Here is a 23,625-nt window from a genome sequence, read left to right as displayed (position 1 = left end):
GGCCGCTACGCGGGCGAGGTCACGGCGGTCCGCACCGGGTAGGTCCGGACCGCCACCGCGTCGTCGTCCAGGCAGCGCCCCGACGCCAGGTCGAACCGCTGCTTGAGCAGCGGAGAGGCCACGAACGGCCGGCCCGTCACCGCGCCCACCAGCCCCCGGGCGAGCACCTGCGCGCCGGTGAAGGGGTCCCGGTTGCCGATGGCGTACGGGCGTCCCGCGCGGTCGACGAACACCGCGGCCTGGTTCCCGTCGGGCAGCAGGGCCGCGACCCCGCGGCCCGGGATCAGTTCCGACAGGTCGCACACCGTCAGCCAGCCGCCGTTCACTTCCAACTCGATGGTCACCGGTTGCCTCCCACGGGCTCAAGGGTGAGGACGGTCAGGTCGGGCTTGACCTGGTCGCGTTCGGGCACGAACCGCACGGTCGGGTCCGGGGCGCCGGGCGCGTTGACGAAGGACACGAACCGGCGCAGTCGCTCCGGGTCCTGGAGCGTCTCGGCCCATTCGTCGCGGTAGTGGGCGACGTGGTCGGCCATCAGCGACTCCAGCTCCGCGCACAGGCCGAGCGAGTCGTGCACGATCACGTCCCGCAGGTGGGCCAGGCCGCCCTCCAGCCGCTCCAGCCAGGTCGAGGTCCGCTCCAGCCGGTCGGCGGTGCGGATGTAGAACATCAGGAAGCGGTCGATGAGCCGGACCAGTTCGGCGTCCGACAGGTCCTGGGCGAGCAGGTCGGCGTGGCGCGGGGTGGCGCCGCCGTTGCCGCCGACGTAGAGGTTCCAGCCGTTGGCCGTCGCGATGACGCCGAAGTCCTTGCTCTGCGCCTCCGCGCATTCGCGGGTGCAGCCGGACACCGCCGACTTCAGCTTGTGCGGTGCACGCAGCCCCCGGTAGCGCAGCTCCAGGTCGATGGCCATGCGCACGCTGTCCTGCACCCCGTAGCGGCACCACGTCCGGCCCACGCACGACTTCACCGTGCGCAGCGCCTTCCCGTAGGCGTGCCCGGACTCGAACCCGGCGTCCACCAGCCGCGCCCAGATGCGCGGGAGCTGGTCGACCGAGGCCCCGAAGAGATCGATCCGCTGCCCGCCGGTGATCTTCGTGTAGAGGCCGAAGTCGCGGGCCACCTCGCCGATCACGATGAGCTTCTCCGGGGTGACCTCACCGCCCGGGATGCGGGGCACGACCGAGTACGAGCCGTTGCGCTGCATGTTCGCGAGGAAGTGGTCGTTGGTGTCCTGGAGGGCTGCCTGCTCCCCGTCCAGGACGTAGCCGCTCGCGCCCAGCGTCGCGGCGAGTGAGGCGATGATCGAGGCGACGGCCGGCTTGCAGACCTCGCAGCCCTCGCCGCCCCGGGCGCCTTCGCGGCCGTGGCCGTCGAGGAGCTCCCGGTAGGAGGTCAGGCGGCGGGTGCGGACGATCTCGTACAGCTCGGCGCGGGTGTACGGGAAGCAGCCGCACAGCCCCTTGTCGACGGCGGCGGGCAGCAGTTGGCCGATCACCTTCAGGCAGCCGCCGCAGCCGGTGCCGGCCTTGGTGCACGCCTTGACCTCGGGGAGCGAGGAGCAGGCGGTGATCTGCTGTTTGGTGACGTTGTGGCAGGAGCAGATCACCGCCGTGTCGGGGAGCGCGGCCGGCCCGAGCCGCGCGGCGGGCCCGATGCCCGCGGGCAGCACCAGTTGTTCGGGGGTGACGGGCGGGACGCTGCCGGTGAGCGGGCGCAGCAGCCCGTAGGAGTCGGCGTCGCCGACGAGGACCCCGCCGAGCAGGACTCCCTCGGGGGAGACGACCAGCTTCTTGTAGACGCCGGAGCGGGAGTCGGAGTAGACGACGTCGAGGCAGTCCGGGGTCGCGCCGTGTGCGTCGCCGAAGGAGGCCACGTCCACGCCGAGCAGCTTGAGCTTGGTGGACAGGTCGGCTCCGGTGAACTCCCGGTCGCGGCCCAGCAGGTCGTCGGCGGCCGTCTCGGCCATCTCGTAACCGGGGGCGACCAGGCCGTAGACCCGGCCGTCGGCGGCCAGCGCGCACTCGCCGATGGCGTACACGCGGGGGTCGGAGGTGCGGCAGCGGGCGTCGACGCGGATCCCGCCGCGTTCGCCGACCACCAGACCGGCATCGCGGGCGAGCTGGTCACGGGGGCGGACACCGGCGGAGAAGACGACCAGGTCGGTGGGGACGGTCGAACCGTCGGACAGGCGCATCCCGGTCACCGAGCCGTCCTCGCCGGTGAGCACCTCCTGGGTGCCGACGCCGGTGTGGACGGTCAGGCCCATGGATTCGATGGTCCGCAGCAGCGCGGCGCCGCCGCCCTCGTCGACCTGCACCGGCATCAGGCGCGGGGCGAACTCCACGACGCGGGTGGTCAGCCCCAGCCCCTGGAGCGCGCCGGCCGCCTCCAGGCCGAGGAGGCCGCCGCCGACGACGGCTCCGCTGCCGCGGCCCTTGCCGTACGCCTCGATCGCGAGGAGGTCCTCGATGGTGCGGTACACGAAGCAGCCGGGGGCGTCCTTGCCGGGTACGGGCGGCACGAAGGGGTAGCTGCCGGTCGCGAGGACGAGGACGTCGTACGGGAACACCCGCCCGGAGCGGGAGGTGACGGTGCGGGCGCCGCGGTCGAGGCTCTCGGCGGGGTCGCCCAGGTGCAGGTCGATCCCGTGCCGTTCCATGAAGCCGTCCGGGGTCAGCGACAGGTCCTCGGGGGTGCTGCCGGCGAAGTAGGAGGTCAGGTGGACCCGGTCGTAGGCCGGGCGGGGCTCCTCGCACAGGACGGTGACGCGGTGCGTGGCGGTGATCCCGCGTTCGGCGAGGGCCTCCAGGTAGCGCTGGCCGACCATGCCGTGGCCGACGAGCACGAGGGCGGGGCGGTGCGCCTGACCGTCCGTCGGGCCGTCCGCCGGGGCGGGCCCGGGGCCGGCTGCGGGGTCGGCTGCGGCCGTGGCCGCCGCCGTGGGTGCGGGGATGGGCGTGGGCGGGACTGCGGCCATGATCAGGAGCCTCCGTCGTCGGTGAGCAGGTGCGAGAAGTCGGTCAGGGCTTCGCCGTCCTCCCAGGAGCGGGCCAGCGCGCCCACGGTGGACAGTTCGCCGAGCAGGACCCCGCCGACCAGGCGGTCACCGCGGACGACGACCTTCCGGTAGGTCCGGCGGGTGGCGTCGGCGAGACGGATGACGTCGTCCCCGGGGAGCGGGGTCGCCTCCCCGAAAGCGGCCAGGTCCAACGGGCCGTCGCCGCCGGAGGTGAGGGTGAGCCGGGTCAGCGCGCGGGTCCCGGTGTAGCGGGAGGGGCCGGCGGGGTCGCCGGCGCCGGTGAGGAAGGCCGCGACGGCGTCGGCCTGCTCCAGCGCGGCCCCGGCCAGCCCGTACACGCGGCCGTCGTGCTCGGCGCAGTCGCCGATGGCGTGGATACGGGGGTCGGAGGTGCGCAGCCGGTCGTCCACGACGACGCCCTCGCGCACGTCGAGCCCGGCGGCCCGGGCCAGCCCGGTGCGCGGACGCACGCCGCAGGCGAGCACCACGAGGTCGGCTTCGAGCCGGTACCCGTCGGCGAGTTCCACGCCGGTGACCCGGGTTCCGGCACCGGCGCGGGAAGCCGCGGTCGTGGTCAGACCGCGTACCCGGCACTCGGTGTGGATCTCCACGCCGAGGGCCGTCAGATGGGTGTGCAGGAGCGCCGACGCGTCCGCGTCCAGTTGGCGTTCCATCAGCCGCTCGGCCTGCTGCGCGAGCACCACTTGGGCGCCGCGGGCGGCGAGGGCGCGGGCCGCCGAGACCCCGAGGAGCCCGCCGCCGATCACCACGGCGCGCACGCCGGGACGTACGGCCGCCGAGAGGGCCAGGCAGTCGTCCATGGTGCGGAACGCGTGCACCCCTTCGGGAAGGTCCCGTCCGTCCGGCTCGAACAGGCCGCGCAGCGGGGGCAGGACCGGGTTCGAGCCGGTCGCCAGCACCAGGGCGTCGTACCCGAGCACCGCCCCGTCGTCGCAGTGCACCGTCCGGTCGGCGCGGTCCACGCGCACCGCGCGCACGCCCCGGCGCAGCGCCGGTCCGGGGTCCGGGAGCGCGGTCACCTCGGGGTCGTACCGCCCGGCCAGGATCTCGGCCAGCAGCACCCGGTTGTACGGGGCGTGCGGCTCCTCGCCGAGGACCGTGACCGCAGCCGTGCGACCGGTGGCCAACCGCGCGGCGCACCGTAGGCCCGCCAGGCCGCCGCCGATCACCACCACACGCCGATTCGAGGTCATGGCACGAGCGTGCGGGCCCGCTGTTTCCCCGCCGCATCGCCGCTGTTACCCCGACGGAACGCGCGCCTCAGCACCCGGCCGGGCGGCCCGTGAGGCCCCGAACCGCACCCGAACCTCAACGTTTGCGCAAGTTTTCGATGTCCCGGGCCGTAGCGGTCGAACGCTCCATAGGGTCGGAGCCGTGCCTGACATATCAACCGCGATGATCATCGTGCTGTGCGTGGCCGCCGCGGCGGCCGGCTGGATCGACGCCGTGGTGGGGGGCGGCGGTCTGCTGCTCCTGCCCGCCCTGCTGCTCGGTCTCCCGCACTCGCCCCCCGCCGCCGTCCTCGGCACCAACAAGGCGGTGGCCATCGTCGGCACCACCGGAGCGGCCGTGACCTACGCCCGCAAGGCGCCGGTGAACGTGAAGCTCGCCGTCCGCATCGGCCTGGCCGCGCTCGCCGGATCGATGGGCGGCGCCGCGTTGGCCGGCGGGATCAGCAAGGACGCCCTGCGCCCGCTGATCATGGCGGTCCTGGTGGTCGTCGCCGCAGTGGTGATCTTCAAGCCCGGGTTCGGCGCGGCCGCGGACACCGCGCCCGTCAGCCGTCGCCGGGTCCTGCTCGCCATTGGCCTGGCGGGGCTGGGCATCGGTTTCTACGACGGCCTCATCGGGCCGGGCACCGGCACGTTCCTGGTCCTGGCCCTCACCGCGCTGCTCCACCTCGACCTGGTGACCGCCTCCGCCACCGCCAAGATCGTCAACTGCTGCACAAACGCCGGGGCGCTCGCGATGTTCGCGTACCAGGGGATGGTGCTGTGGCAACTGGCCGCGCTGATGGCGGCCTTCAACCTCGCCGGCGGCATGATCGGGGCCCGGATGGCGCTCACCAAGGGCAGCGCGTTCGTCCGGACGGTGCTGCTGACGGTCGTCGGGGCGCTGGTGGTGAAGCTCGGTATCGAGCAGTGGGGCTGAGCGGGGCCGCCGCCGTCCACGGCCGCTAGTACGTCCCCGTCAGGTGGGCGAAGACGACCACGTTGCCCTCGTAGCCGGTCCGGGGCGAGAAGCCGCCCCCGCAGGTGATCACCCGCAGCTCGGCGCGCGGCGAGGGTCCGTACACCCGGGAGTCGGGGAACGCCTTGGCGTCGTAGACCTCGACGGCGTGGACGGTGAACACGGCCGTCCGGCCGTCCGCGCGTGCCACCTCGATCGAGGCCCCGCGGCGCAGCGCGCCCAGGTGGTAGAAGACGGCCGGGCCGGTGGCGTGGTCGACGTGGCCCGCGATGAGCGCGGTGCCGGTGGCGCCCGGGGTGGTGCCGTCGCGGTACCAGCCGGCGAGGTCGCGGCGGCCGGGCGGCGGTACTTCGAGACTGCCGTCCGGCTGGAGTCCCAGCCCGGTGAGCGGGGCGTCCACCCGGATCGACGGGATACGGATGCGGGTGGGCGGTGATCCCGGCAGCGGGGCGATGCTCCCGGCGTAGGACGCCTGGCCGCTGAGCGTGCCCAGTGCCTCGGCGGGGGACGGCAGCGGCGGCCCGACGGTCTCCGAGGAGCCGCTGCCGACGAGCCAGATGCCCACGCAGGCGGCCAGGGCCAGGAGCCCGCCGCGGCCGGCGACGCCGGAGGTGCCCACCATGCCTGCCCCCTCGTGCTCGCTTGCCGTGCGTATGACTGGCCGTCGCCCGGCCCCGCGAACGGGGGGACCTCGCGGGGCGGGCGACGGGGACGGTACCGCTCGGACCGCGGTCGGGGCCGCGGGCGTCCGTCAGCTCCGCGTGCCGCTCGCCCGGCGACGCAGGAGCCAGGTACCGCCCACGGCGACCGCGGCCAGCACGACCGCTCCCGCCGTGACTCTGGCGGGGTCGGTGGTGGTGGTCGTGCCACCACCGACCCCGGTCCGTACGTGGCCTTGCGGGCCACGGTCGGTGACGATCAGGTCGCCGGTGGCGAACTTGCCGTTCGCACAGGTCGCGCCGATGTCGTAGGTTCCCGGTCGCAGGTCGCGGGCGACCTGGAACTGCCCCACGACCACCTCCTTGTGCGGGCCCGGCAGCAGCTTGAACCGGCCCCCGCCAACGGTGGTGGCGTCTCCCTCGGCGCGACCGGAGGGCCCGCAGGCGCCGGTGTTCACCGTCACGGTCACGCCCGGGGCGGCGGACTTCGGCCACACCTCCAGCGGGGCGAAGTCCCCCGGCGCGAAGGGGGGCATGCCGAGTTCCGCGGCGGCCACCGCACCCGCGACCGGGCCGGCGAAGGCGACGGCGGTCAGCGCGGTGGCGGTCAGCACATGGGCGGTGCGGCGGCGCATGGGGGCTCCTGGGAACGCGGGGTCGTGTTCCCGAGATAACCCTTCCCGCTCGCCCCCCGCCTCCTGATGTAGCGTCAGCTCAGCCGCGTCGGCCGGTGTTCCCCCAGGTCGGAGCGGCCCGCTTGGGCCGTCCGGGGGACTCTGCCCGTCCGGGTGACACCGGCCGCCGATCCGCGCGGGGGCGGGCTTACGGCGGCCCCGGCGCGCTGCGTACGGTGGGGGTGCGCGGACGGGCCGCCCGTACCGCGCCGGCAGTCCAGGGAGGGCCCGTGACACCGCTCGACGTGACACCGCCCGACCCGCCGGGAACCGCCGTGACCGCCCTGCCGTTCTTCGTGTACGGGACCCTGCGGCCGGGCGAGGTCAACCACGACCTGTTCCTGCGGGGCCGCACGGCCGCCGAGGAACCGGCCCTGCTGCCCGACACCGCCCTGTACGAGGGGCCGGGCTACCCGTACGCCGTCGCGCGCCCCGGGGCCGCGATACGGGGAGAGCTGATCACCGCCGCCCCCGAGAGCTACGCCGGGCTGCTGGTCGCGCTGGACCTGCTGGAGGAGTACCGCGGTCCGGGCCGGCCGGGGAACGTCTACGACCGTGTCGCCCGCGAGGCCCTGCGCCCCGACGGCACCCCGGTCCCGGCCTGGGTGTACCTGGCCGCCCCACCGCTGGCCCGCGCCCTCGCCCGCTCCGGGACCCGGATCCCGGGCGGCGACTGGCTCGCCCGCGACCGAACCCGGTGACGGGGGCCAGGGGGGGTGCGACGGGCCCGGCCTGACCCGTCACACACCCCCCTACAGCCCCTCGGCCCCGCGGTTGCGCAGCCGCTGCCCGTACTGCTGGAGGACCCACAGCTCCTCCTGGACCGCCGCGAGCTGTTCCGGCGGGGCCTGCGGGCCCAGGCGGGAGAGCGTGCCCTGGATCTCGTGCACCCGGCGGTCGACGGCGCGCAGTCGCACCTGGACCAGCTGCACGCCCGCGTAGACCTCGTCCACCGTCTTGGCGTGGATGGCTTCGACGGCGAGTTCCGTCACCAGCGCGCGGACCGTGTCGTTGGGCGCGGCGGCCCGGACCCGGGTCAGATAGTCCTCCGTGCCCAGGGAGGCGCCCCCGGCGTCCTGGATCGCCTGGCGGACCGCCGCGTAGGGCGGGGCGGTGAACTCGTCCATCCCGTAGGCGTCGAAGGCGGGGGAGACCAGGGCCGGTCTTTGCAGGGCCAGCTTGAGCAGCTCGCGTTCCGTGCGGTGGGCGGGGCTGCGCAGGTTCAGCGCCGGGCCGCCCGCCGCGGGGGCGGGCGCGGTCGCGGGGCCGGCCTCGTACGCCCGGCCGCGTCCGCTCTCCTGCGGCCGGCCGCCCCGCTCGCGCGCCCAGCGGGCGAGCTGGGCGACCCGCTTGACCACGAACTGTTCGTCGCGGATGCCGAGCATCCCCGCCAGTTGGACCGCCGACTCGTGCTGGATCGCGATGTTCTTGATGTGGGCGACGACCGGGGCCGCCTCGTCGAGCGCCGCCGCCCGGCCCGCCGGGTTCTCCAGGTTGTGCCGGGCCACGATGTGCCGCAGCGCGAACTCGAACAGCGGGGTGCGGGACTCCACCAGCCCCGACACGGCGGCGTCGCCCTGCGCGAGCCGCAGGTCGCACGGGTCCATACCGCCCGGAGTGATCGCGATCGAGGTCTCGGCGGCGAACTTCTGGTCGTCCTCGAAGGCGCGCAGCGCGGCCTTCTGGCCCGCCGCGTCCCCGTCGAAGGTGAAGATCACCTCGGCCGTCGCGTTGTCCATCAACAACCGGCGCAGGATCTTGATGTGGTCCCCGCCGAAGGCCGTGCCGCACGTCGCGATCGCGGTGGTCACCCCGGCCAGGTGGCAGGCCATCACATCGGTGTACCCCTCGACCACGACCGCCCGCGAGGTCTTCGCGATCTCCTTCTTCGCCAGGTCGATGCCGTACAGCACCTGGGACTTCTTGTAGATCGCCGTCTCGGGGGTGTTCAGGTACTTCGGGCCGTTGTCGTCGTCGCGCAGCTTGCGCGCGCCGAAGCCGACGACCTCCCCGCTGATGTCCCTGATCGGCCACATCAGCCGCCCGCGGAACCGGTCGATCGGCTTCCCGCTGCGGCTGTCCTGGGCCAGGCCGGAGGTGATCAGTTCCTTGTCGCTGAAGCCCTTGCCGCGCAGGAAGCGGGTCAGGTGGTCCCAGCCGGCCGGGCTGTAGCCCACGCTGAAGTGCGCGGCCGCGGCCTGGTCGAAGCCGCGCTCCGCGAGGAACTTGCGGCCGATCTCGGCCTCGGGGCCGTCCAACTGGTCGACGTAGAACTGGGCGGCGGCCTTGTGCGCCTCGACCAGTCGGATCCGCTCGCCGCGGCCGCTGGTCCCGGCGGTGTACCCGCCCTCCTCGTACCGCAGGGTGATGCCCGCCTGGCCGGCGAGGCGCTCGACCGCCTCCGAGAAGGAGAGGTGGTCGATCTTCATGATGAAGTCGAGGGTGTCCCCGCCCGCCTGGCAGCCGAAGCAGTGGTACAGCCCCTTGCTGGGGCTGACCTGGAAGGACGGGGACTTCTCGTCATGGAAGGGGCAGAGGCCCTTGAGGTTGCCGCCGCCGGCGTTGCGCAGCTGGAGGTAGTCGGAGACCACGGCGTCGATCGGGACCGCGTCCCGTACCGCCTTCACGTCGTCGTCGTTGATCCGTCCTGCCACGCGTGAAGTCTACGGCCGGGCGCCGACAAACCCGTCAGGCCCCCTCCGCCGCCACCAGCGAGGAAAGCGGAACGGATGGGTCCGCCAGTTTCTCCCGGTCGACCGGCGCGTGGGAGCGGATCAGGGCCTGGATGTGCTCCGTGACGTCCCACACGTTGACGTTCATCCCGGCCAGGACCCGCCCCTGCGACAGCCAGAACGCGATGAACTCCCGCTTGCCCACGTCCCCGCGGATCAGCACCTGGTCGTAGCCGCCCACCGGCGCGTACCCGGAGTACTCCAGCCCCACGTCGTACTGGTCCGAGAAGAAGTAGGGCACCCGGTCGTAGGAGACCTCCTGCCCGAGCATCGCCCGCGCGGCGGCGGGTCCGCCGTTGAGGGCGTTGGCCCAGTGCTCGACCCGCAGCCTGGTCCCCAGCGCCGGGTGGTGGGCGGCCGCCACGTCCCCGACGGCGAAGACGTCCGGGTCGGACGTCCGCAGCGACGCGTCGACGGCGATCCCGCCGCCGTGCTCCCGATCCACCAGGGCCAGCCCCGAGGTCTCGGCGAGCGCCGTGCGCGGCGCGGCGCCGATCGCGGCGAGCACCGCGTGCGCCGGATGCTCCTCGCCGTCGTCGGTCCGGGCGGCCAGCACCATCCCGTCCTGTCCGACGATCTCGGTGAGCCGGGCGCCGAAGTGGAAGCGGACCCCGTGATCGGCGTGCAGGTCCCCGAAGAGCCGGCCGATCTCCGGGCCGAGCACCGCGTGCAGCGGTGTGGCCAGCGGCTCCACGACGGTCACCTCGGCGCCGTACCCGCGGGCCGCCGCCGCGACCTCCAGGCCGATCCAGCCGGCCCCCGCGATCAGCAGGTGGCCGTTGTCCCGGCCCAGCCCGGCCAGGACCCCCTTGAGCCGCTCGGCGTGCGCGAGCCGCCGCAGGTGGTGCACCCCCACCAGGCCGGTGCCGGGGACGTCGAGGCGGCGCGGCTCGGCCCCGGTCGCCAGCAGCAGCTTGTCGTAGTGCAGCGCCGTACCGTCACCGAGGACGACCTTCTTGGCCTCCCGGTCGAGCTGGACGGCGGGCTGGCCCAGGTGCAGCTCGATGTCGGCGCGCGCGTACCAGGACGGCTCGTGGACGAAGACGCTGTCGCGTTCCTCCTTGCCGGTCAGGTACCCCTTGGACAGGGGAGGGCGTTCGTAGGGATGCTCCCGCTCGTCCCCGACCAGGATCACCCGGCCCGTGAACCCCTCCGACCTCAGCGTCTCGGCCGCCTTGGCCCCGGCGAGACCCGCGCCGACGATGACGAACGTCCGGTGTGCGTCGACCACCTGATGCCTCCTCATAACCTCTGCGCCACATGCGACCACATGCGAGCGTCCCGCACCGAGCCTGCCCCGGGAAGGGGGAGTGGCCCGATCGGCTCACCCTTCGGCGCGTCGTGGCCGCCTGGTGAGACGGGTGTGCAACGAGCGGGCCGAGGCGTCGGTGAGGGCGGCGATCTGGTCGATGACCGCGCGTTTCCTCGCCTTGTCGTCCGGCGCTGCCTCGAAGATCGCGCGGAACTGGGGGTCGAGGCCCTCGGGAGCCCGGGCGCTGAGCGCCTCGGCGAGTTCGGCCAGGACGATGCGCTGGTCCGCGCGGAGCCGCTCCTGCTCGTCGCGCTGCATCACGTACAGGTCGGCGACCGCCTTGAGGACGGCGCACTCGTTGCGCGCCTCCCGGGGCACCACCAGCTCGGCCGCGTACCGGGTGAGCCGGCCCGTCCCGTACGCCTCCCGGGTCGCGCCCTCGGCGGCCAGGCAGAAACGGCCGATCAGCTGGCTGGTGGCGTCCTTGAGCCGGGCCTGGGCGACGGCCGAGCCGTCGTAGCCGTGCGGCCACCACTCCTGCCCCATCAGCCGGTCCAAGGCCTCGCGCAACTCCTCCGGCGCGGTGTCCGCGGGCACGTACCGGCCGATCGCGACCCGCCAGATCGCCGCGCGGTCCGGCTCGGCGAAGAGCATGTTCGGGTCGAGGTGTCCGGCGTGCAGGCCGTCCTCGAAGTCGTGGACGGAGTACGCGACGTCGTCCGCCCAGTCCATGACCTGCGCCTCGAAGCACTTGCGGTCGGCGGGGGCGCCCCGCCGCAGCCAGGCGAAGACCGGCAGGTCGTCCTCGTACGCGCCGAACTTCACCGAGTCGGGGTCCGTGGGGTGCCCGCCGCGCGGCCAGGGGTACTTGGTGGCGGCGTCCAGCGAGGCCCGGGTGAGGTTGAGACCGACGCTGACCAGCTCACCCGTGGCCGGATCGGGTACGAACCGCTTCGGCTCCAGCCGGGTCAGCAGGCGCAGCGACTGGGCGTTGCCCTCGAAACCGCCGCAGTCCTTGGCGAACTCGTTGAGGGCTTCCTCGCCGTTGTGCCCGAAGGGCGGGTGGCCCATGTCGTGGGAGAGGCAGGCGGCCTCGACCAGATCGGGGTCGCAGCCGAGGGCCAGCCCCAGCTCGCGGCCCACCTGGGCGCATTCCAGGGAGTGGGTCAGCCGGGTCCGGGGGCTCGCGTCCCAGTCGTAGGAGCGGGTTCCGGGGGTGACGACCTGCGTCTTGCCGGCGAGGCGGCGCAGCGCGGCGGAGTGCAGCACGCGGGCGCGGTCCCGCTGGAAGGCGGTGCGACCGGGCCGTTTGTCGGGCTCGGCGGCCCAGCGCTCGGTGTCCGCGGGCTCGTACGGGACGGGGTGCGGGGTGGCTCGGGGGGTGGTGCGGGGGGTGCCTTCCATGCCTTCCATGTTCAGACGTTAACCGGAAGAGCCGACAAGGCGGGTGATCCGGGCGGCCCCGCTCCGCGCGCTGCCCTACGCGGTGGCGAGCACCGGCGGCGTCCGCCGCCGGGCGAGGGCCTCGTCGTAGCGCAGCAGGACGAGCCGGGCGAGGGCCGGGTGGTCGCCGAGCGGCGCCGCGGCCGGGCCGGACGCCGCCGCCGCGCTCTGGGCGGCGAAGCGGCCTGGGGCGGTGAAGTAGGAGGCCACGGCGGTCCGGTGGTGGCCCCGGGCGGCGAGGGCGCGCAGGGCGTCGGGGACGGTGGGGGCGGCGGCCGAGGCGTAGGCGGCCACCACGGGCACCCCGTCGAGCCGTTCGGACAGCAGGGTGGCGGTGCGGCGGACGTCCTCTGCGGCGTCCCGGTCGCGGGAGCCCGCGGCGGCGAGCACGACCGCCGTACCCGGAACCCAGCCGGCCTCCAGGAGCCGTTCGGACAGGGCCTCGACCAGCAGCGGGTGCGGGCCGAGCGGGGCGGCGACCCGGGTGAACAGGTGGCCGGCGCGGGCGGCCGCCGCGGGCAGGTCCCGCTTGACGTGGTGGCCGCGGCTGAGCAGCAGCGGCACGAGGACCGCCGAACCGGTGGCCCCGCCCAGGGTGTCGCCGAGCAGTGGCCGGTTCAGCTCGATGTGCCCGAGGCGGACGTCGAGGCGGGGCCGGAGTTCACGGACCCGGTCCAGGAGGGCCCGGACGGTCCGGAGGGCGTGCGGGTCACGGCTGCCGTGGGCGACGGCGACGAGGGTGGGCTGCATGCGTGGGCTCCGTGGGACCGGGCCCCCGGCGGACGCACGGCGTCCAACTGCGCCCCGAGCTGAGCGGTGATCCGGGACAGCAGCTCGCCGGCGGTTGCGGGGGGAAACGGGAAGGACGGGAGGGGCGGGAGGGGCGGGCCGGACGGGGATGCGGGAGGGTGCGCGGGCTCCGTCATGCACCGATCCTGCGGGTCGGAGATTGCCGTCGCGTTGCGCCGCGGTGACGGGTCTTTTCCGGCTGCTCACAGCCGGCCGGCCGGGCACCGACGGGCGGCGGTGAAACCGCACCGGCCCCACCGGCGTCCTGACCAGCGGAGACCGGGCGAGGACAAGTACCGGACGACAAGCCGGTATCGGACGACAAGCCGGAACCGGACGACGGCCGGGGACCCGGCGACGACCAGGAGGGGAACGTCATGCGCGGAGCGCGCCTGAGCCGGATCGCGGGCGGGGTGCGCGGCCTGGTGCCGCGTACGGTACGGGCCAGGCGGCGCGCCGTCCGGGCCGTGATGACGCTGTGTGTGCTGGCGCTGCTGCCCTCGGCGTGGACCCACGCGGTGGCCGCCGACCGGGTCGGCGACACGGCCCGGGCGCCGGCCGCCCCCGTGGCGGTGGTGTTCGGCGCGGGCCTGCTGGGCGCCCGCCCCACCCCGTACCTGGCCGACCGGCTCGACGCGGCCGCCGAGCTGTACCGCGCGGGGAAGGTCAAGGTCGTCCTGGTCACGGGGGACAACAGCCGCACCGAGTACTCGGAGCCGGACGTGATGCGGGCCTACCTGGCCCGCCACGGCGTCCCGAACGACCACATCGTCAGCGACTTCGCCGGCTTCGACACCTGGGACTCCTGCGTCCGGGCCCGACAGATCTTCGGCGTGCGGCGCGCGGTGCTGATCAGCCAGGGCTTCCACATCCGGCGGGCCGTCGCCCTGTGCCAGGCGGCGGGCGTGGACTCGTACGGGGTCGGGGTGGCGGACGTACACGACGCGACCTGGTACTACGGCGGCGCCCGCGAGGTCTTCGCGGCCGGGAAGGCGGCGCTGGACGCGGCGTTCAAGCCGAAGCCGACGTTCCTGGGGCCCAAGGAGGACGGGGTGTCGCGGGCCCTGACGCTCTGACAAACTGGCACGGATTGTCAGACTCTAGGGGTGGGGCACCGTGGTGGATCTGAAGGGCAAGGCCGTCGTCATCACCGGAGGCGCGCGCGGGCTCGGCGCCGCGGCCGCCCGGGCCGTCGTGGCCGGCGGCGGCCGGGTGCTGATCACCGACGTGCTGGAGGCCGAGGGCGCCGCGACCGCCGCCGAACTGGGCGACGCCGCGCACTTCCTGCGCCACGACGTCACGAGCGAGGACGACTGGCGGACGACGTTGGAGTACGCGACCGCCGCCTTCGGCCGACTGGACGGCCTGGTCAACAACGCGGGCATCGCCTCGGGCCGGCTGCTGGAGGAGGAGAGCGTCGAGCACTTCCGCCGGGTCCTGGAGATCAACCTGGTCGGCGTGTTCATCGGCGTCAAGGCCGCCGTTCCGCTGATGCGCGCGGCCGGCGGCGGCTCGATCGTCAACATCTCCTCGGCGGCCGGGCTCACCGGGCTGCCGCTCACCGGCGGCTACGGGGCCTCCAAGTGGGGCGTACGCGGCCTGTCCAAGATCGGCGCGGTCGAACTCGCCGAGTCCCGGATCAGGGTCAACTCCGTGCACCCCGGCATGACCTACACCGAGATGACCGCTTCCGTGGGCATCCGCACCGGCGAGGGCAACTATCCGGGCACCCCCATGGGCCGGGTCGGCGTCCCGGACGAGATCGCCGCCGCCGTCGCCTTCCTGCTCTCCGACGCCGCCGCCTACATCACGGGCGCCGAACTCGCGGTGGACGGCGGCTGGACCGCGGGTCCCACCCTGAGGCAACTGACCGGCGGGTGACCTCGGGCGCGGCCATCCTCACCGGGCCCCGGCGGGCGCGCTGAGGTCGCCGAACAAGAGGCGTAACCGGACGCGGCGGCCCGTGTAACACCGGCGGCGCACCGTGGCCGTATGAGCGCCGAAGCCACCGCCGGACCCGCCGCCACCGGCCCCGTCACCACCGGCCCCGTCACCGCCACGCACTGCCCCTACTGCGCCCTGCAGTGCGGCATGAACCTGCGCGCCGGGGCGACCGGCGGCGTCGTGGTGGAGGAGCGGCCCGACTTCCCCGTCAACCGCGGCGCCCTGTGCGGCAAGGGCCGCACCGCCCCCGCCGTGCTCTCCGCGCGGGTGCGCCTGACGGAGCCGCTCGTGCGCGGCCGCTCCGGCCGGCTGGAACCGGCCGGCTGGGACGAGGCCCTCGACGCCGTCGCCGAGGGCCTCTCCCACACGGCCCGGACCCACGGCCCGGACGCGGTCGGCGTGTTCGGCGGCGGCGGGCTGACCAACGAGAAGGCGTACGCGCTCGGCAAGTTCGCCCGCGTCGCCCTGCGCACCTCACAGATCGACTACAACGGCCGCTTCTGCATGTCCTCCGCGGCCGCCGCCCACCAGCGCGCCTTCGGCCTCGACCGGGGCCTGCCGTTCCCGCTGGAGGACGTCCCGCGCACCGGCTGCGTGATCCTCGTCGGCTCCAACCTGGCCGAGACCATGCCGCCGGCCCTGCGCTTCCTGCGGGAACTCAAGGACAACGGCGGCACGTTGATCGTGGTGGACCCGCGCCGCACCCGCACCGCCGAACACGCCGACCTGCACCTCGCCCCCCGCCCCGGGACGGACCTCGCCCTCGCCCTGGGCCTGCTGCACCTCGTCGTCGCCGAAGGGCGCACCGACGAGGCGTTCATCGCCGAGCGCACCAGTGGCTGGCCCGAGGCGCGGGCCGCCGCGATGGCGCACTGGCCGGAGCTGGTGGAGCGGATCACCGGTGTCCCCGTGCCTCGGCTGCGGGAGGCGGTGGACATGTTCTGCGCCCCGGAGTCCGCCATGGTGCTGACCGCCCGCGGCCCCGAGCAGCAGTCCAAGGGCACCGACACCGTCGGCGCCTGGATCAACCTCTGCCTGGCCACGGGCCGCGCCGGTCGGCCGCTCTCCGGATACGGCTGCCTCACCGGCCAGGGCAACGGCCAAGGCGGCCGGGAGCACGGGCAGAAGGCCGACCAGTTGCCCGGGTACCGCAAACTGACCGACCCGGCGGCGCGCGCCCACGTCGCCGGCGTCTGGGGCGTCGACCCCGACAGCCTCCCCGGCCCGGGCCGCAGCGCCTACGAACTCCTCGACGCCCTCGGCACGGACGTGAAGGCGCTGCTGCTGATGGGTTCCAACCCGGTGGTCTCCGCGCCGCGCGCCGCCCACGTCGAAGGCCGGATCCGCTCCCTGGACTTCCTCGCCGTCGCGGACGTCGTGCTCTCCGAGACCGCCGAACTGGCCGACGTGGTGCTCCCCGTCACCCAGTGGGCGGAGGAGACCGGCACCACCACCAGCCTGGAAGGCCGGGTCCTGCTGCGCCGGCGGGCCCTGACCCCGCCGCCGGGCGTCCGCACCGACCTGGAGGTCCTGCACGGCCTGGCCGCCCGCCTCGGCGTCGAGAAGGGCTTCCCCACCGCCCCCGAGGAGGTCTTCGACGAACTCCGGCGCGCCTCGGCGGGCGGCCCGGCCGACTACTCGGGCATCTCCTACGCCCGCGTCGAAGCCGAACAGGGCGTCTTCTGGCCCTGCCCCGAGGGCTCGCCCGGAACGCCCCGCCTCTTCCTGGACCGCTTCGCCACCGAGGACGGCCGGGCCCGCTTCGTGCCCGTGGCGCACCGGGACGCGGCCGAGGTGCCCGACGCCGCGTACCCGCTGCTGCTCACCACCGGTCGGGTCGTGGCCCAGTACCAGTCCGGGGCCCAGACCCGGCGGGTCGCGGAGCTCAACGCCGCCGCCCCCGGCCCGTTCGTGGAACTCCACCCCCGCCTCGCGGCCCGCCTGGGCGTGACCGAGGGCGCCCCGCTGGCGGTGGTCTCCCGGCGCGGGCGCGCGGTGGCCCCGGCCAAAATCACCGACACGATACGGGCGGACACGGTGTTCATGCCGTTCCACTGGCCGGGGGAGGGACGCGCGAACACCCTCACCAACCCGGCCCTCGACCCGATCTCGCGGATGCCGGAGTTCAAGACCTGCGCGGTGCGCGTCGAGCCGGCCTGACCGGCGCCGTCCGGCAGGGACGGCCGGGCCGCGGCCCGCTCGGACATGCGTCCGGGCGGCTTCGGGCACGTCGGCGAGGGGTAACCATCCGGTCACGCACCGGACTCAGAAAGTGCTCGCACGCCCCTCGTGGCCGTGATGTGTCGTACCCCACACTGAAATCCGGTGCCCCCGTCCTCGGAGCCCTGGAGGTCGCCCCCGTGCAGACCCAGACCCTGACCGTGAACGTGAGTCACCCCGCCCGGGTCGACGAACCCGCCGACGCGGAGGCCCAAGCCGTGGACACGGAACCGGAGGAGCCGGAGGAGCCGGAGGAGCCGGAGGAAGCCGAAGAGGCGGAGGAGCCCGGGGAGCCGGCGGCGCTCGACCTGATCGAACGGGTGCCGGCGCAACGCGGGCGCGGCGCCGGCAAGGCCGGAGGGTCGGCCGGTTCGGGTCCGTCCGCGGACCTCTTCCGGCAGTACCTGCGCGAGATAGGCAGGATCCCGCTGCTGACCGCCGCCGAGGAGGTCGAACTCGCCCGGCGCGTCGAAGCGGGACTCTTCGCCGAGGAGAAGCTCGCCGCCGCCTCCGGCCTCGACCTCCAGCTCACCCTCGACCTGGACCAGCTCGTCGTCATGGGCCGCATGGCCAAACGCCGCCTCATCGAGTCGAACCTGCGCCTCGTCGTCTCCGTCGCCAAGCGGTACGTGGGCCGCGGGCTCACCATGCTCGACCTCGTCCAGGAGGGGAACCTCGGACTGATCCGGGCCGTTGAGAAGTTCGACTACGCCCGCGGCTACAAGTTCTCCACCTACGCCACCTGGTGGATCCGGCAGGCGATGTCCCGGGCCCTCGCCGACCAGGCCCGGACCATCCGCGTGCCCGTACACGTCGTCGAACTGATCAACCGCGTCGTGCGCGTACAGCGCCGCATGCTCCAGGAACGCGGGTACGAGCCCACGGCCGAAGAGGTCGCCGCGCACCTGGAACTGACTCCCGAACGGGTGCTGGAGGTGCTCCGCCTCGCGCAGGAGCCGGTCTCGCTGCACGCGCCGGTCGGCGAGGAGGACGACGTCGCCCTCGGGGACCTGATCGAGGACGGCGACGCCGCCTCGCCCGTCGAGTCCGCCGCTTTCTTCCTGCTCCGCGAGCACCTCGAAGCGGTGCTGTCGACGCTCGGCGAACGCGAACGCAAGGTCGTCCAGCTCCGCTACGGCCTGGCCGACGGCCGCCCGCGCACCCTGGAGGAGATCGGGCGGATCTTCGGCGTGACGCGCGAACGCATCCGCCAGATCGAGTCCAAGACGCTCAACAAGCTGCGCGACCACGCCTTCGCCGACCAACTGCGCGGCTACCTCGACTGAAAGACCGTCCTGGACCTCCCCGTCGGGCGGGGACGCGCGAGGGGTGCCCCCGTACGAGGGCACCCCTTGCGGCCGACGACAGGACCTGTTCGTCCTGGTCGGTCTAGTCGACCTCGGCGACCGCCTGCGCGAACTGGGCCGCGTACAGCCGGGCGTAGGCGCCGTCCGCCTCCAGCAGCTCCTCGTGCGTGCCCTGCTCCACGATCGACCCGTTCTCCATCACCAGGATCACGTCCGCGTCGCGGATGGTGGAGAGCCGGTGCGCGATCACGAAGGACGTACGGCCGTGCGCCAGGCGCGCCATCGCCTTCTGGATCAGCACCTCGGTACGGGTGTCCACCGAGCTCGTCGCCTCGTCGAGCACCAGGATCACCGGGTCCGACAGGAACGCCCGCGCGATCGTGATGAGCTGCTTCTCGCCCGCGCTGACGCCCGCGCCCTCGTCGTCCAGCACCGTGTCGTAGCCGTCCGGCAGGGTCCGGACGAACCGGTCCGCGTGCGCCGCGCGCGCGGCCTCCTCGATCTCCTCGCGGGTGACCTCGCGCGAGGCCCCGTAGGCGATGTTCTCCGCGATGGTGCCGCCGAACAGCCAGGTGTCCTGGAGCACCATGCCGATGCCCGTGCGCAGTTCCTCGCGGGTCATCTTCGCGACGTCCACCCCGTCCAGGGCGATCCGGCCGCCCGTGACCTCGTAGAACCGCATCAGCAGGTTGACGAGGGTGGTCTTGCCGGCGCCCGTCGGACCGACGATCGCGACCGTCTGCCCCGGCTCGACGCTCAGCGAGAGGTTCTCGATGAGCGGCTTGTCCGGCTCGTAGCGGAACGCCACCTTGTCGAGGGTGACCTGACCGCGCAGCCGCTCCGGCCGCTCGGGGACCGCCACGTCCGGCTCCTGCTCCCGCGCGTCCAGCAGCTCGTACACCCGCTCCGCCGAGGCGACACCGGACTGCACGAGGTTCGCCATCGACGCGACCTGCGTCAGCGGCATCGAGAACTGGCGCGAGTACTGGATGAACGCCTGCACGTCACCGATCGACAGGGTGCCCGAGGCCACCCGCAGACCGCCGACCACCGCGATCAGCACGTAGTTGATGTTCGAGATGAAGAACATCACCGGCTGCATGATCCCGCTGACCAACTGCGCCTTGAAGGAGGCCCGGTAGAGCGCCTCGTTCTGCTCGGCGAAGACGGCCGCCGACTCCTTCTGTCGCCCGAAGACCTTGACCAGCGCGTGCCCCGAGTACATCTCCTCGATGTGCGCGTTGAGCACGCCCGTGGTCTTCCACTGCGCCACGAACTGCGGCTGCGACTTCTTGCCGATCTTCGCCGCGACGAAGATGGACACCGGTACGGTCACCAGCGCGACCAGCGCCAGCAGCGGCGAGATCCAGAACATCATCGCCAGCACACCGACGATCGTCAGCAGCGAGTTGAGCAGCTGCCCCATCGTCTGCTGGAGCGTCTGCCCGATGTTGTCGATGTCGTTGGTCGCCCGGCTCAGCACCTCGCCGCGCTTCTGCTGGTCGAAGTACGACAGCGGCAGCCGCGACAGCTTCGCCTGGAGCTCCTCGCGCATCCGGTACACGGTGCCGTTCATGACGTGGTTCGACAGCCGCGTCGCGACCAGCATCAACAACCCCGCCAGGGTGAACGCCAGCAGCGCCCACAGCGCCACGACCCCCACGGCTGCGAAGTCGATGCCCTCGCCGGGGGTGAAGTCGGTGCCGGACAGCATGTCCGCCATCCCGCCCTGTCCCTTGGCCCGCAGGCCGTCGAGCGCCTGCGCCTTGGTGATCCCGGGCGGCATCTCGCGCCCGACGATCCCCGCGAACACCAGGTCGGTGGCGTTGCCGAGGATCTTCGGCCCGACCACCGAGCAGCCGACGCTGCCGACGACGGCGGCGACCATGCCCCAGATCTTGGCCCGGTCCTGCGCGAGCTGGCCCAGCAGCCGCTTGCCCGATCCCTTGAAGTCCATGGACCGCTGGACCGGCCCCATCATCATCCGTCCTCCGGGCCCGCTCATGCGGCCTCCGCCTCCGTCAGCTGGGAGAGCACGATCTCCCGGTAGGTCTCATTGCCGGCCATCAGCTCCTGGTGGCGTCCCTCGCCCACCACTTGGCCCTCGTCCAAGACGACGATCCGGTCGGCGTCGCGGATCGTGGACACCCGCTGCGCGACGATGACGACGGTCGCGTCCTGCGTCTCGCGGGCCAGCGCGGCCCGCAGCGCGGCGTCCGTCGCGTAGTCCAGCGCCGAGAAGGAGTCGTCGAACAAGTAGATCTCCGGACGCTGGACCAGCGTCCGGGCGATCGCCAGGCGTTGCCGCTGACCACCGGAGACGTTCGTTCCGCCCTGCGTGATCGGCGCGTCCAGGCCGCCTTCGAGCTCGGAGACGAACCCGGCCGCCTGGGCCACCTCCAGGGCGCGCCACAGCTCCTCGTCCGTCGCATCGGGGCGCCCGTAGCGCAGGTTGGAGGCGACGGTCCCGGAGAACAGGTACGGCTTCTGCGGCACCATGCCGACCGTCTTGGCCAGCAGCTCCGGGTCGAGCCGGCGTACGTCCTCCCCGTCGACGAGGACCGCGCCGCCGGTCGCGTCGAACAGCCGGGGGACCAGACCGAGCAGCGTGGACTTGCCGCTGCCCGTGGAACCGATGACGGCGGTCGTCTCGCCGGGCCGGGCCAGCAGGTCCACCCCGCGCAGCACCGGCGCCTCGGCGCCCGGATAACGGAAGTCGGCGCCGCGCAGTTCGAGCTGCCCGTGGCGCAGCAGCTTGCGGACCGGGTCGACGGGCGGCACCACGCTGGAGTCCGTTTCGAGGACCTCCTGGATGCGCTCGGCGCAGACCTCGGCGCGCGGCACCATCATGAACATGAAGGTGGCCATCATCACGGACATGACGATCTGCATCAGGTAGGCCAGGAAAGCCGTCAGTTGGCCGATCTCCATGCCCTTGCCGTCGATGCGCATCGCACCGAACCAGATCACGGCGACGCTGGAGATGTTCACGACGAGGATGACGACGGGGAACATCAGCGCGAGCAGCTTGCCGGAGGCCAGGGACACCCCGGTGAGCTCCGCGTTCGCCTCCCGGAAGCGCTCCTTCTCGTAACCGTCGCGGACGAAGGCGCGGATCACCCGGTTGCCGGTGATCTGCTCGCGCAGCACCCGGTTCACGATGTCCAGCCGCACCTGCATCTTCCGGAAGAGCGGGCGCGTCTTGAAGACGATCGTGCCGACGGAGAGGCCGAGGACGGGGACGACGGCGAGCAGCACCCCGGACAGCTTGACGTCGAGCGACAGCGCCATGGCGATGCCGCCGATGCACATGATCGGCGCCGAGACCATCAGGGTGAAGGTCATCAGGACCAGCATCTGGACCTGCTGGACGTCGTTCGTCGTACGGGTGATCAGCGACGGGGCGCCGAACTGGCCGAGCTCCCTGGCGGAGAAGCTCTGCACCCGGTCGAAGACGGCGGCCCGGATGTCGCGCCCGACGGCGGCGGCGGTGCGGGCGCCGAAGTAGACGGCGCCGATGTTGCAGATGAGCTGGACGAGCGAGACGCCCAGCATCAGCGCGCCGAAGCGCAGGATGTAACCCGTGTCACCGTTGACGACACCGTTGTCGATGATGTCCGCGTTGAGCGTGGGCAGGTAGAGACTCGCGCTGGTCTGCAGCAGTTGCAGCAGGACCAGGAGGGCGATGGGTTTCCGATACGGACGCAGATGCGTCCCCAGCAGTCGTATGAGCACGCGCAGGCTCCGGTCGGCAAGATCGAGGGGGTTCACCCCATCTTCGGCCAACCGGCGGCCCGAACCCCAACCCTTTTCGCAAAGCCCGGTCAAAAGGAGTAGCCCCCCGGACGGGGGTCCTACGCCGTGACGCCCTGGAACGCCCCGGGGTGGATCTGCTCCCGCGTCGCGATGTACTGCCGGCGCACCGCCTGCCACACCGGCAACTCCTCGCCCGGCTCGAACGTCCGGCCGGCGGGGGCCGGCCACACCGGCGGGGTGTGCGGTGCCAGCGTGCCCTGCGCCACACCGAGTGCCCACGCCGCCTGGCGCGCGGAGCCCAGCGCGGCGTAGTCGGCCGGGGCCGGGACGATGACCTGCGTACCGAACAACCCCGGTGCGGCGGCCTGTACGGCGGCCAGCTCGGCCGCCGCCCCCAGCAGGAACACCCGGCGGATCTCCACCCCCCGGTGCCGCAGCACGTCCAGGGCGTCGACCAACCCGCACAGCATCCCCTCGAACGCGGCCCGCGCCAGGTGCTCGGGCTTCATCGAGTCCCGGCGCAGCCCGGACAGGGTCCCGGCGCTTTGCGGCAGGTTCGGCGTCCGCTCCCCTTCCAGGTACGGCAGGAGTACGAGGCCGTGGGCGCCCGGCGTCGACTTCAGCGCGAGCGCGCTCAGCCCCTCCAGGTCGGTGCCCAGCAGCTCGGCGGTGCCGCGCAGGGCCCGTACGGCGTTGGAGGTGTTCACCACCGGCAGGTGCATCCCGCCGGCGTCGGCGAGCGAGGTGATCAGACCGCCCGGATCGGAGACCGCCTGGTGGTGCACGGCCATCACCGACCCCGAGGCACCCAGCGAGACCACCGCGTCGCCGGGGACCAGCCCCAGCCCCAGCGCGGCGGCCATGGTCTCCCCGGTCCCGGCGGAGATCAGCAGCCCCTCGGGCGTCGTCCCGGCGGCGTCGGAAGGACCGAGCACCTCGGGCAGCAGTGCCTGGTGGCCGAGCGCCAGCTCGACCAGGTCGGGGCGGTAGGTGCCGGTGGCCGGCGACCAGTAGCCGGTGCCGGAGGCGCCGCCGCGGTCGGTGGTGCGGCGCGCGGGCCGGCCCAGCAACTGCCAGACGAGCCAGTCGTGCGGGGACATCAGCACGGCCACCCGCCGGGCCGCCTCCGGCTCGGTCCGGGCCAGCCAGGCCAGCTTCGCCAGCGGCTGCGCCGCGTGCGGGACCGAACCGACGGCCTCCGCCCAGGCATGCCGGCCGCCGAGCGCCTCGATCAGGTCGGCCGCCGCGACCTGCCCGCGCTTGTCGTTGCCGACCAGCGCCGGCCGGACCAGGGCGCCCTGCGCGTCGAGCGGGAGCAGGCCGTGCTGCTGCGCGGAGACGCCGATGGCCTGGACCCCTTCGAGGAGTCCGTTGCCGGCCGCCTCCCCGAGCGAGAGCAGCCACGCCTGCGGATCGGTCTCGTGCGGGCTCGCCCCGGCGGCCTCGCCGGTCGGCTGCGGGTGCGGGGCGTAGCCCTGGCGCAGCACGGCCCCCGTGTCGGTGTCGCAGACGACGATGCGAGTGAAGGCGGAAGAGCTGTCCAGCCCGGCGACTATCCCCATGCGGTGAATTCTGCCGCACCGCGCGCCGGTCCTGACCGCCGAGTAGGCACAGAA

At 73.4% G+C, this 23,625-nt stretch carries 18 protein-coding genes; 6 read left to right on the top strand and 12 right to left on the bottom strand.

Going from position 1 to position 23,625, the window contains the following annotated elements; genetic code table 11:
* Positions 1-5 precede the first annotated feature (5 nt).
* Genes nirD through ACFVXJ_RS06860 form a run of 3 tightly spaced genes read right to left on the bottom strand, consistent with a single transcriptional unit; the run spans position 6 to position 4,236 of the window.
* Positions 6-344 carry a nitrite reductase small subunit NirD gene (gene nirD, locus ACFVXJ_RS06870; RefSeq protein WP_389659757.1) on the bottom strand — a complete coding sequence of 113 codons (339 nt, stop codon included), beginning with the start codon at positions 342-344 and terminating at the stop codon, positions 6-8.
* A complete protein-coding gene (gene nirB, locus ACFVXJ_RS06865) occupies positions 341-2,980 on the bottom strand; it encodes a nitrite reductase large subunit NirB (RefSeq protein ID WP_389659754.1) in 2,640 nt (879 codons plus the stop codon). The genes nirD and nirB overlap by 4 nt, the downstream gene beginning before the upstream one ends.
* 2 nt (positions 2,981-2,982) lie before the next feature.
* Positions 2,983-4,236 carry an NAD(P)/FAD-dependent oxidoreductase gene (locus ACFVXJ_RS06860; RefSeq protein ID WP_389659751.1) on the bottom strand — a complete coding sequence of 418 codons (1,254 nt, stop codon included), beginning with the start codon at positions 4,234-4,236 and terminating at the stop codon, positions 2,983-2,985.
* Between the two features lie 181 nt (positions 4,237-4,417).
* Here ACFVXJ_RS06860 and ACFVXJ_RS06855 point away from each other — a divergent pair, with 181 nt between their 5' ends.
* Positions 4,418-5,194, top strand: a complete 777-nt coding sequence (locus tag ACFVXJ_RS06855) for a sulfite exporter TauE/SafE family protein (protein WP_389659748.1) — start codon at positions 4,418-4,420, stop codon at positions 5,192-5,194.
* A 25-nt stretch (positions 5,195-5,219) separates the two neighbouring features.
* On the opposite strand, the gene ACFVXJ_RS06850 is transcribed toward ACFVXJ_RS06855, so the two are convergent.
* Positions 5,220-5,855, bottom strand: a complete 636-nt coding sequence (locus ACFVXJ_RS06850; RefSeq protein ID WP_389659745.1) for a class F sortase — start codon at positions 5,853-5,855, stop codon at positions 5,220-5,222.
* A gap of 129 nt (positions 5,856-5,984) precedes the next feature.
* Complete coding sequence (locus tag ACFVXJ_RS06845; RefSeq protein ID WP_361310742.1) at positions 5,985-6,527, bottom strand: hypothetical protein; 543 nt, start codon at positions 6,525-6,527, stop codon at positions 5,985-5,987.
* A 269-nt stretch (positions 6,528-6,796) separates the two neighbouring features.
* On the opposite strand from ACFVXJ_RS06845, the gene ACFVXJ_RS06840 reads away from it, so the two are divergent.
* On the top strand, positions 6,797-7,267 hold the full coding sequence (locus ACFVXJ_RS06840) for a gamma-glutamylcyclotransferase family protein (protein ID WP_389659741.1): 471 nt from the start codon (positions 6,797-6,799) through the stop codon (positions 7,265-7,267).
* A gap of 51 nt (positions 7,268-7,318) precedes the next feature.
* On the opposite strand, the gene dnaG is transcribed toward ACFVXJ_RS06840, so the two are convergent.
* The 4 genes from dnaG to ACFVXJ_RS06820 all read right to left on the bottom strand — a co-directional run bounded on the left by dnaG (position 7,319) and on the right by ACFVXJ_RS06820 (position 12,743).
* Positions 7,319-9,220 (bottom strand): DNA primase, encoded by a 1,902-nt coding sequence (gene dnaG, locus ACFVXJ_RS06835; protein WP_389659738.1) that lies wholly within the window; start codon positions 9,218-9,220, stop codon positions 7,319-7,321.
* A 34-nt stretch (positions 9,221-9,254) separates the two neighbouring features.
* Positions 9,255-10,529 (bottom strand): NAD(P)/FAD-dependent oxidoreductase, encoded by a 1,275-nt coding sequence (locus ACFVXJ_RS06830; RefSeq protein WP_389659735.1) that lies wholly within the window; start codon positions 10,527-10,529, stop codon positions 9,255-9,257.
* A 93-nt stretch (positions 10,530-10,622) separates the two neighbouring features.
* A complete protein-coding gene (locus ACFVXJ_RS06825; RefSeq protein WP_389659732.1) occupies positions 10,623-11,963 on the bottom strand; it encodes a deoxyguanosinetriphosphate triphosphohydrolase in 1,341 nt (446 codons plus the stop codon).
* Between the two features lie 66 nt (positions 11,964-12,029).
* Positions 12,030-12,743 carry a sirohydrochlorin chelatase gene (locus ACFVXJ_RS06820; RefSeq protein ID WP_389659729.1) on the bottom strand — a complete coding sequence of 238 codons (714 nt, stop codon included), beginning with the start codon at positions 12,741-12,743 and terminating at the stop codon, positions 12,030-12,032.
* Between the two features lie 416 nt (positions 12,744-13,159).
* On the opposite strand from ACFVXJ_RS06820, the gene ACFVXJ_RS06815 reads away from it, so the two are divergent.
* The 4 genes from ACFVXJ_RS06815 to ACFVXJ_RS06800 all read left to right on the top strand — a co-directional run bounded on the left by ACFVXJ_RS06815 (position 13,160) and on the right by ACFVXJ_RS06800 (position 18,232).
* Positions 13,160-13,858 (top strand): vancomycin high temperature exclusion protein, encoded by a 699-nt coding sequence (locus ACFVXJ_RS06815; protein WP_389659726.1) that lies wholly within the window; start codon positions 13,160-13,162, stop codon positions 13,856-13,858.
* Positions 13,859-13,898: 40 nt separating this feature from the next.
* Positions 13,899-14,663 (top strand): glucose 1-dehydrogenase, encoded by a 765-nt coding sequence (locus ACFVXJ_RS06810; protein WP_389659723.1) that lies wholly within the window; start codon positions 13,899-13,901, stop codon positions 14,661-14,663.
* A gap of 111 nt (positions 14,664-14,774) precedes the next feature.
* The gene (locus ACFVXJ_RS06805; RefSeq protein WP_389659720.1) at positions 14,775-16,886 is read left to right on the top strand and encodes a molybdopterin oxidoreductase family protein; all 2,112 of its coding nucleotides are present in this window, start codon (positions 14,775-14,777) and stop codon (positions 16,884-16,886) included.
* Positions 16,887-17,086: 200 nt separating this feature from the next.
* Positions 17,087-18,232 (top strand): RNA polymerase sigma factor, encoded by a 1,146-nt coding sequence (locus ACFVXJ_RS06800; protein WP_389659718.1) that lies wholly within the window; start codon positions 17,087-17,089, stop codon positions 18,230-18,232.
* A 103-nt stretch (positions 18,233-18,335) separates the two neighbouring features.
* Here ACFVXJ_RS06800 and ACFVXJ_RS06795 read toward each other — a convergent pair whose 3' ends face one another.
* The 3 genes from ACFVXJ_RS06795 to ACFVXJ_RS06785 form a co-directional block, all read right to left on the bottom strand.
* Positions 18,336-20,258, bottom strand: coding sequence for an ABC transporter ATP-binding protein (locus tag ACFVXJ_RS06795; protein WP_389659715.1), 1,923 nt, complete (start codon positions 20,256-20,258; stop codon positions 18,336-18,338).
* Complete coding sequence (locus ACFVXJ_RS06790) at positions 20,255-21,988, bottom strand: ABC transporter ATP-binding protein (protein WP_389660101.1); 1,734 nt, start codon at positions 21,986-21,988, stop codon at positions 20,255-20,257. Before ACFVXJ_RS06790 ends, ACFVXJ_RS06795 begins: the two co-directional genes overlap by 4 nt.
* A gap of 119 nt (positions 21,989-22,107) precedes the next feature.
* Positions 22,108-23,571, bottom strand: a complete 1,464-nt coding sequence (locus tag ACFVXJ_RS06785; RefSeq protein WP_389659712.1) for an FGGY family carbohydrate kinase — start codon at positions 23,569-23,571, stop codon at positions 22,108-22,110.
* Positions 23,572-23,625 lie beyond the last annotated feature (54 nt).

The organism is Streptomyces sp. NPDC058279 (genome assembly GCF_042881255.1).
Classification (GTDB): domain Bacteria; phylum Actinomycetota; class Actinomycetes; order Streptomycetales; family Streptomycetaceae; genus Streptomyces.
This window is presented reverse-complemented; position numbering and strand designations above follow the sequence as displayed.

What these genes read in the sequence shown, in the direction of transcription:
- nirB (WP_389659754.1), bottom strand. Translation starts at nt 2,980, where the DNA reads ATGGCCGCAGTCCCGCCCACGCCCATCCCCGCACCCACGGCGGCGGCC.
- ACFVXJ_RS06860 (WP_389659751.1), bottom strand. Translation starts at nt 4,236, where the DNA reads ATGACCTCGAATCGGCGTGTGGTGGTGATCGGCGGCGGCCTGGCGGGC.
- ACFVXJ_RS06850 (WP_389659745.1), bottom strand. Translation starts at nt 5,855, where the DNA reads ATGGTGGGCACCTCCGGCGTCGCCGGCCGCGGCGGGCTCCTGGCCCTG.
- ACFVXJ_RS06845 (WP_361310742.1), bottom strand. Translation starts at nt 6,527, where the DNA reads ATGCGCCGCCGCACCGCCCATGTGCTGACCGCCACCGCGCTGACCGCC.
- ACFVXJ_RS06825 (WP_389659732.1), bottom strand. Translation starts at nt 11,963, where the DNA reads ATGGAAGGCATGGAAGGCACCCCCCGCACCACCCCCCGAGCCACCCCG.
- ACFVXJ_RS06820 (WP_389659729.1), bottom strand. Translation starts at nt 12,743, where the DNA reads ATGCAGCCCACCCTCGTCGCCGTCGCCCACGGCAGCCGTGACCCGCAC.
- ACFVXJ_RS06815 (WP_389659726.1), top strand. Translation starts at nt 13,160, where the DNA reads ATGCGCGGAGCGCGCCTGAGCCGGATCGCGGGCGGGGTGCGCGGCCTG.
- ACFVXJ_RS06805 (WP_389659720.1), top strand. Translation starts at nt 14,775, where the DNA reads ATGAGCGCCGAAGCCACCGCCGGACCCGCCGCCACCGGCCCCGTCACC.
- ACFVXJ_RS06795 (WP_389659715.1), bottom strand. Translation starts at nt 20,258, where the DNA reads ATGAGCGGGCCCGGAGGACGGATGATGATGGGGCCGGTCCAGCGGTCC.
- ACFVXJ_RS06785 (WP_389659712.1), bottom strand. Translation starts at nt 23,571, where the DNA reads ATGGGGATAGTCGCCGGGCTGGACAGCTCTTCCGCCTTCACTCGCATC.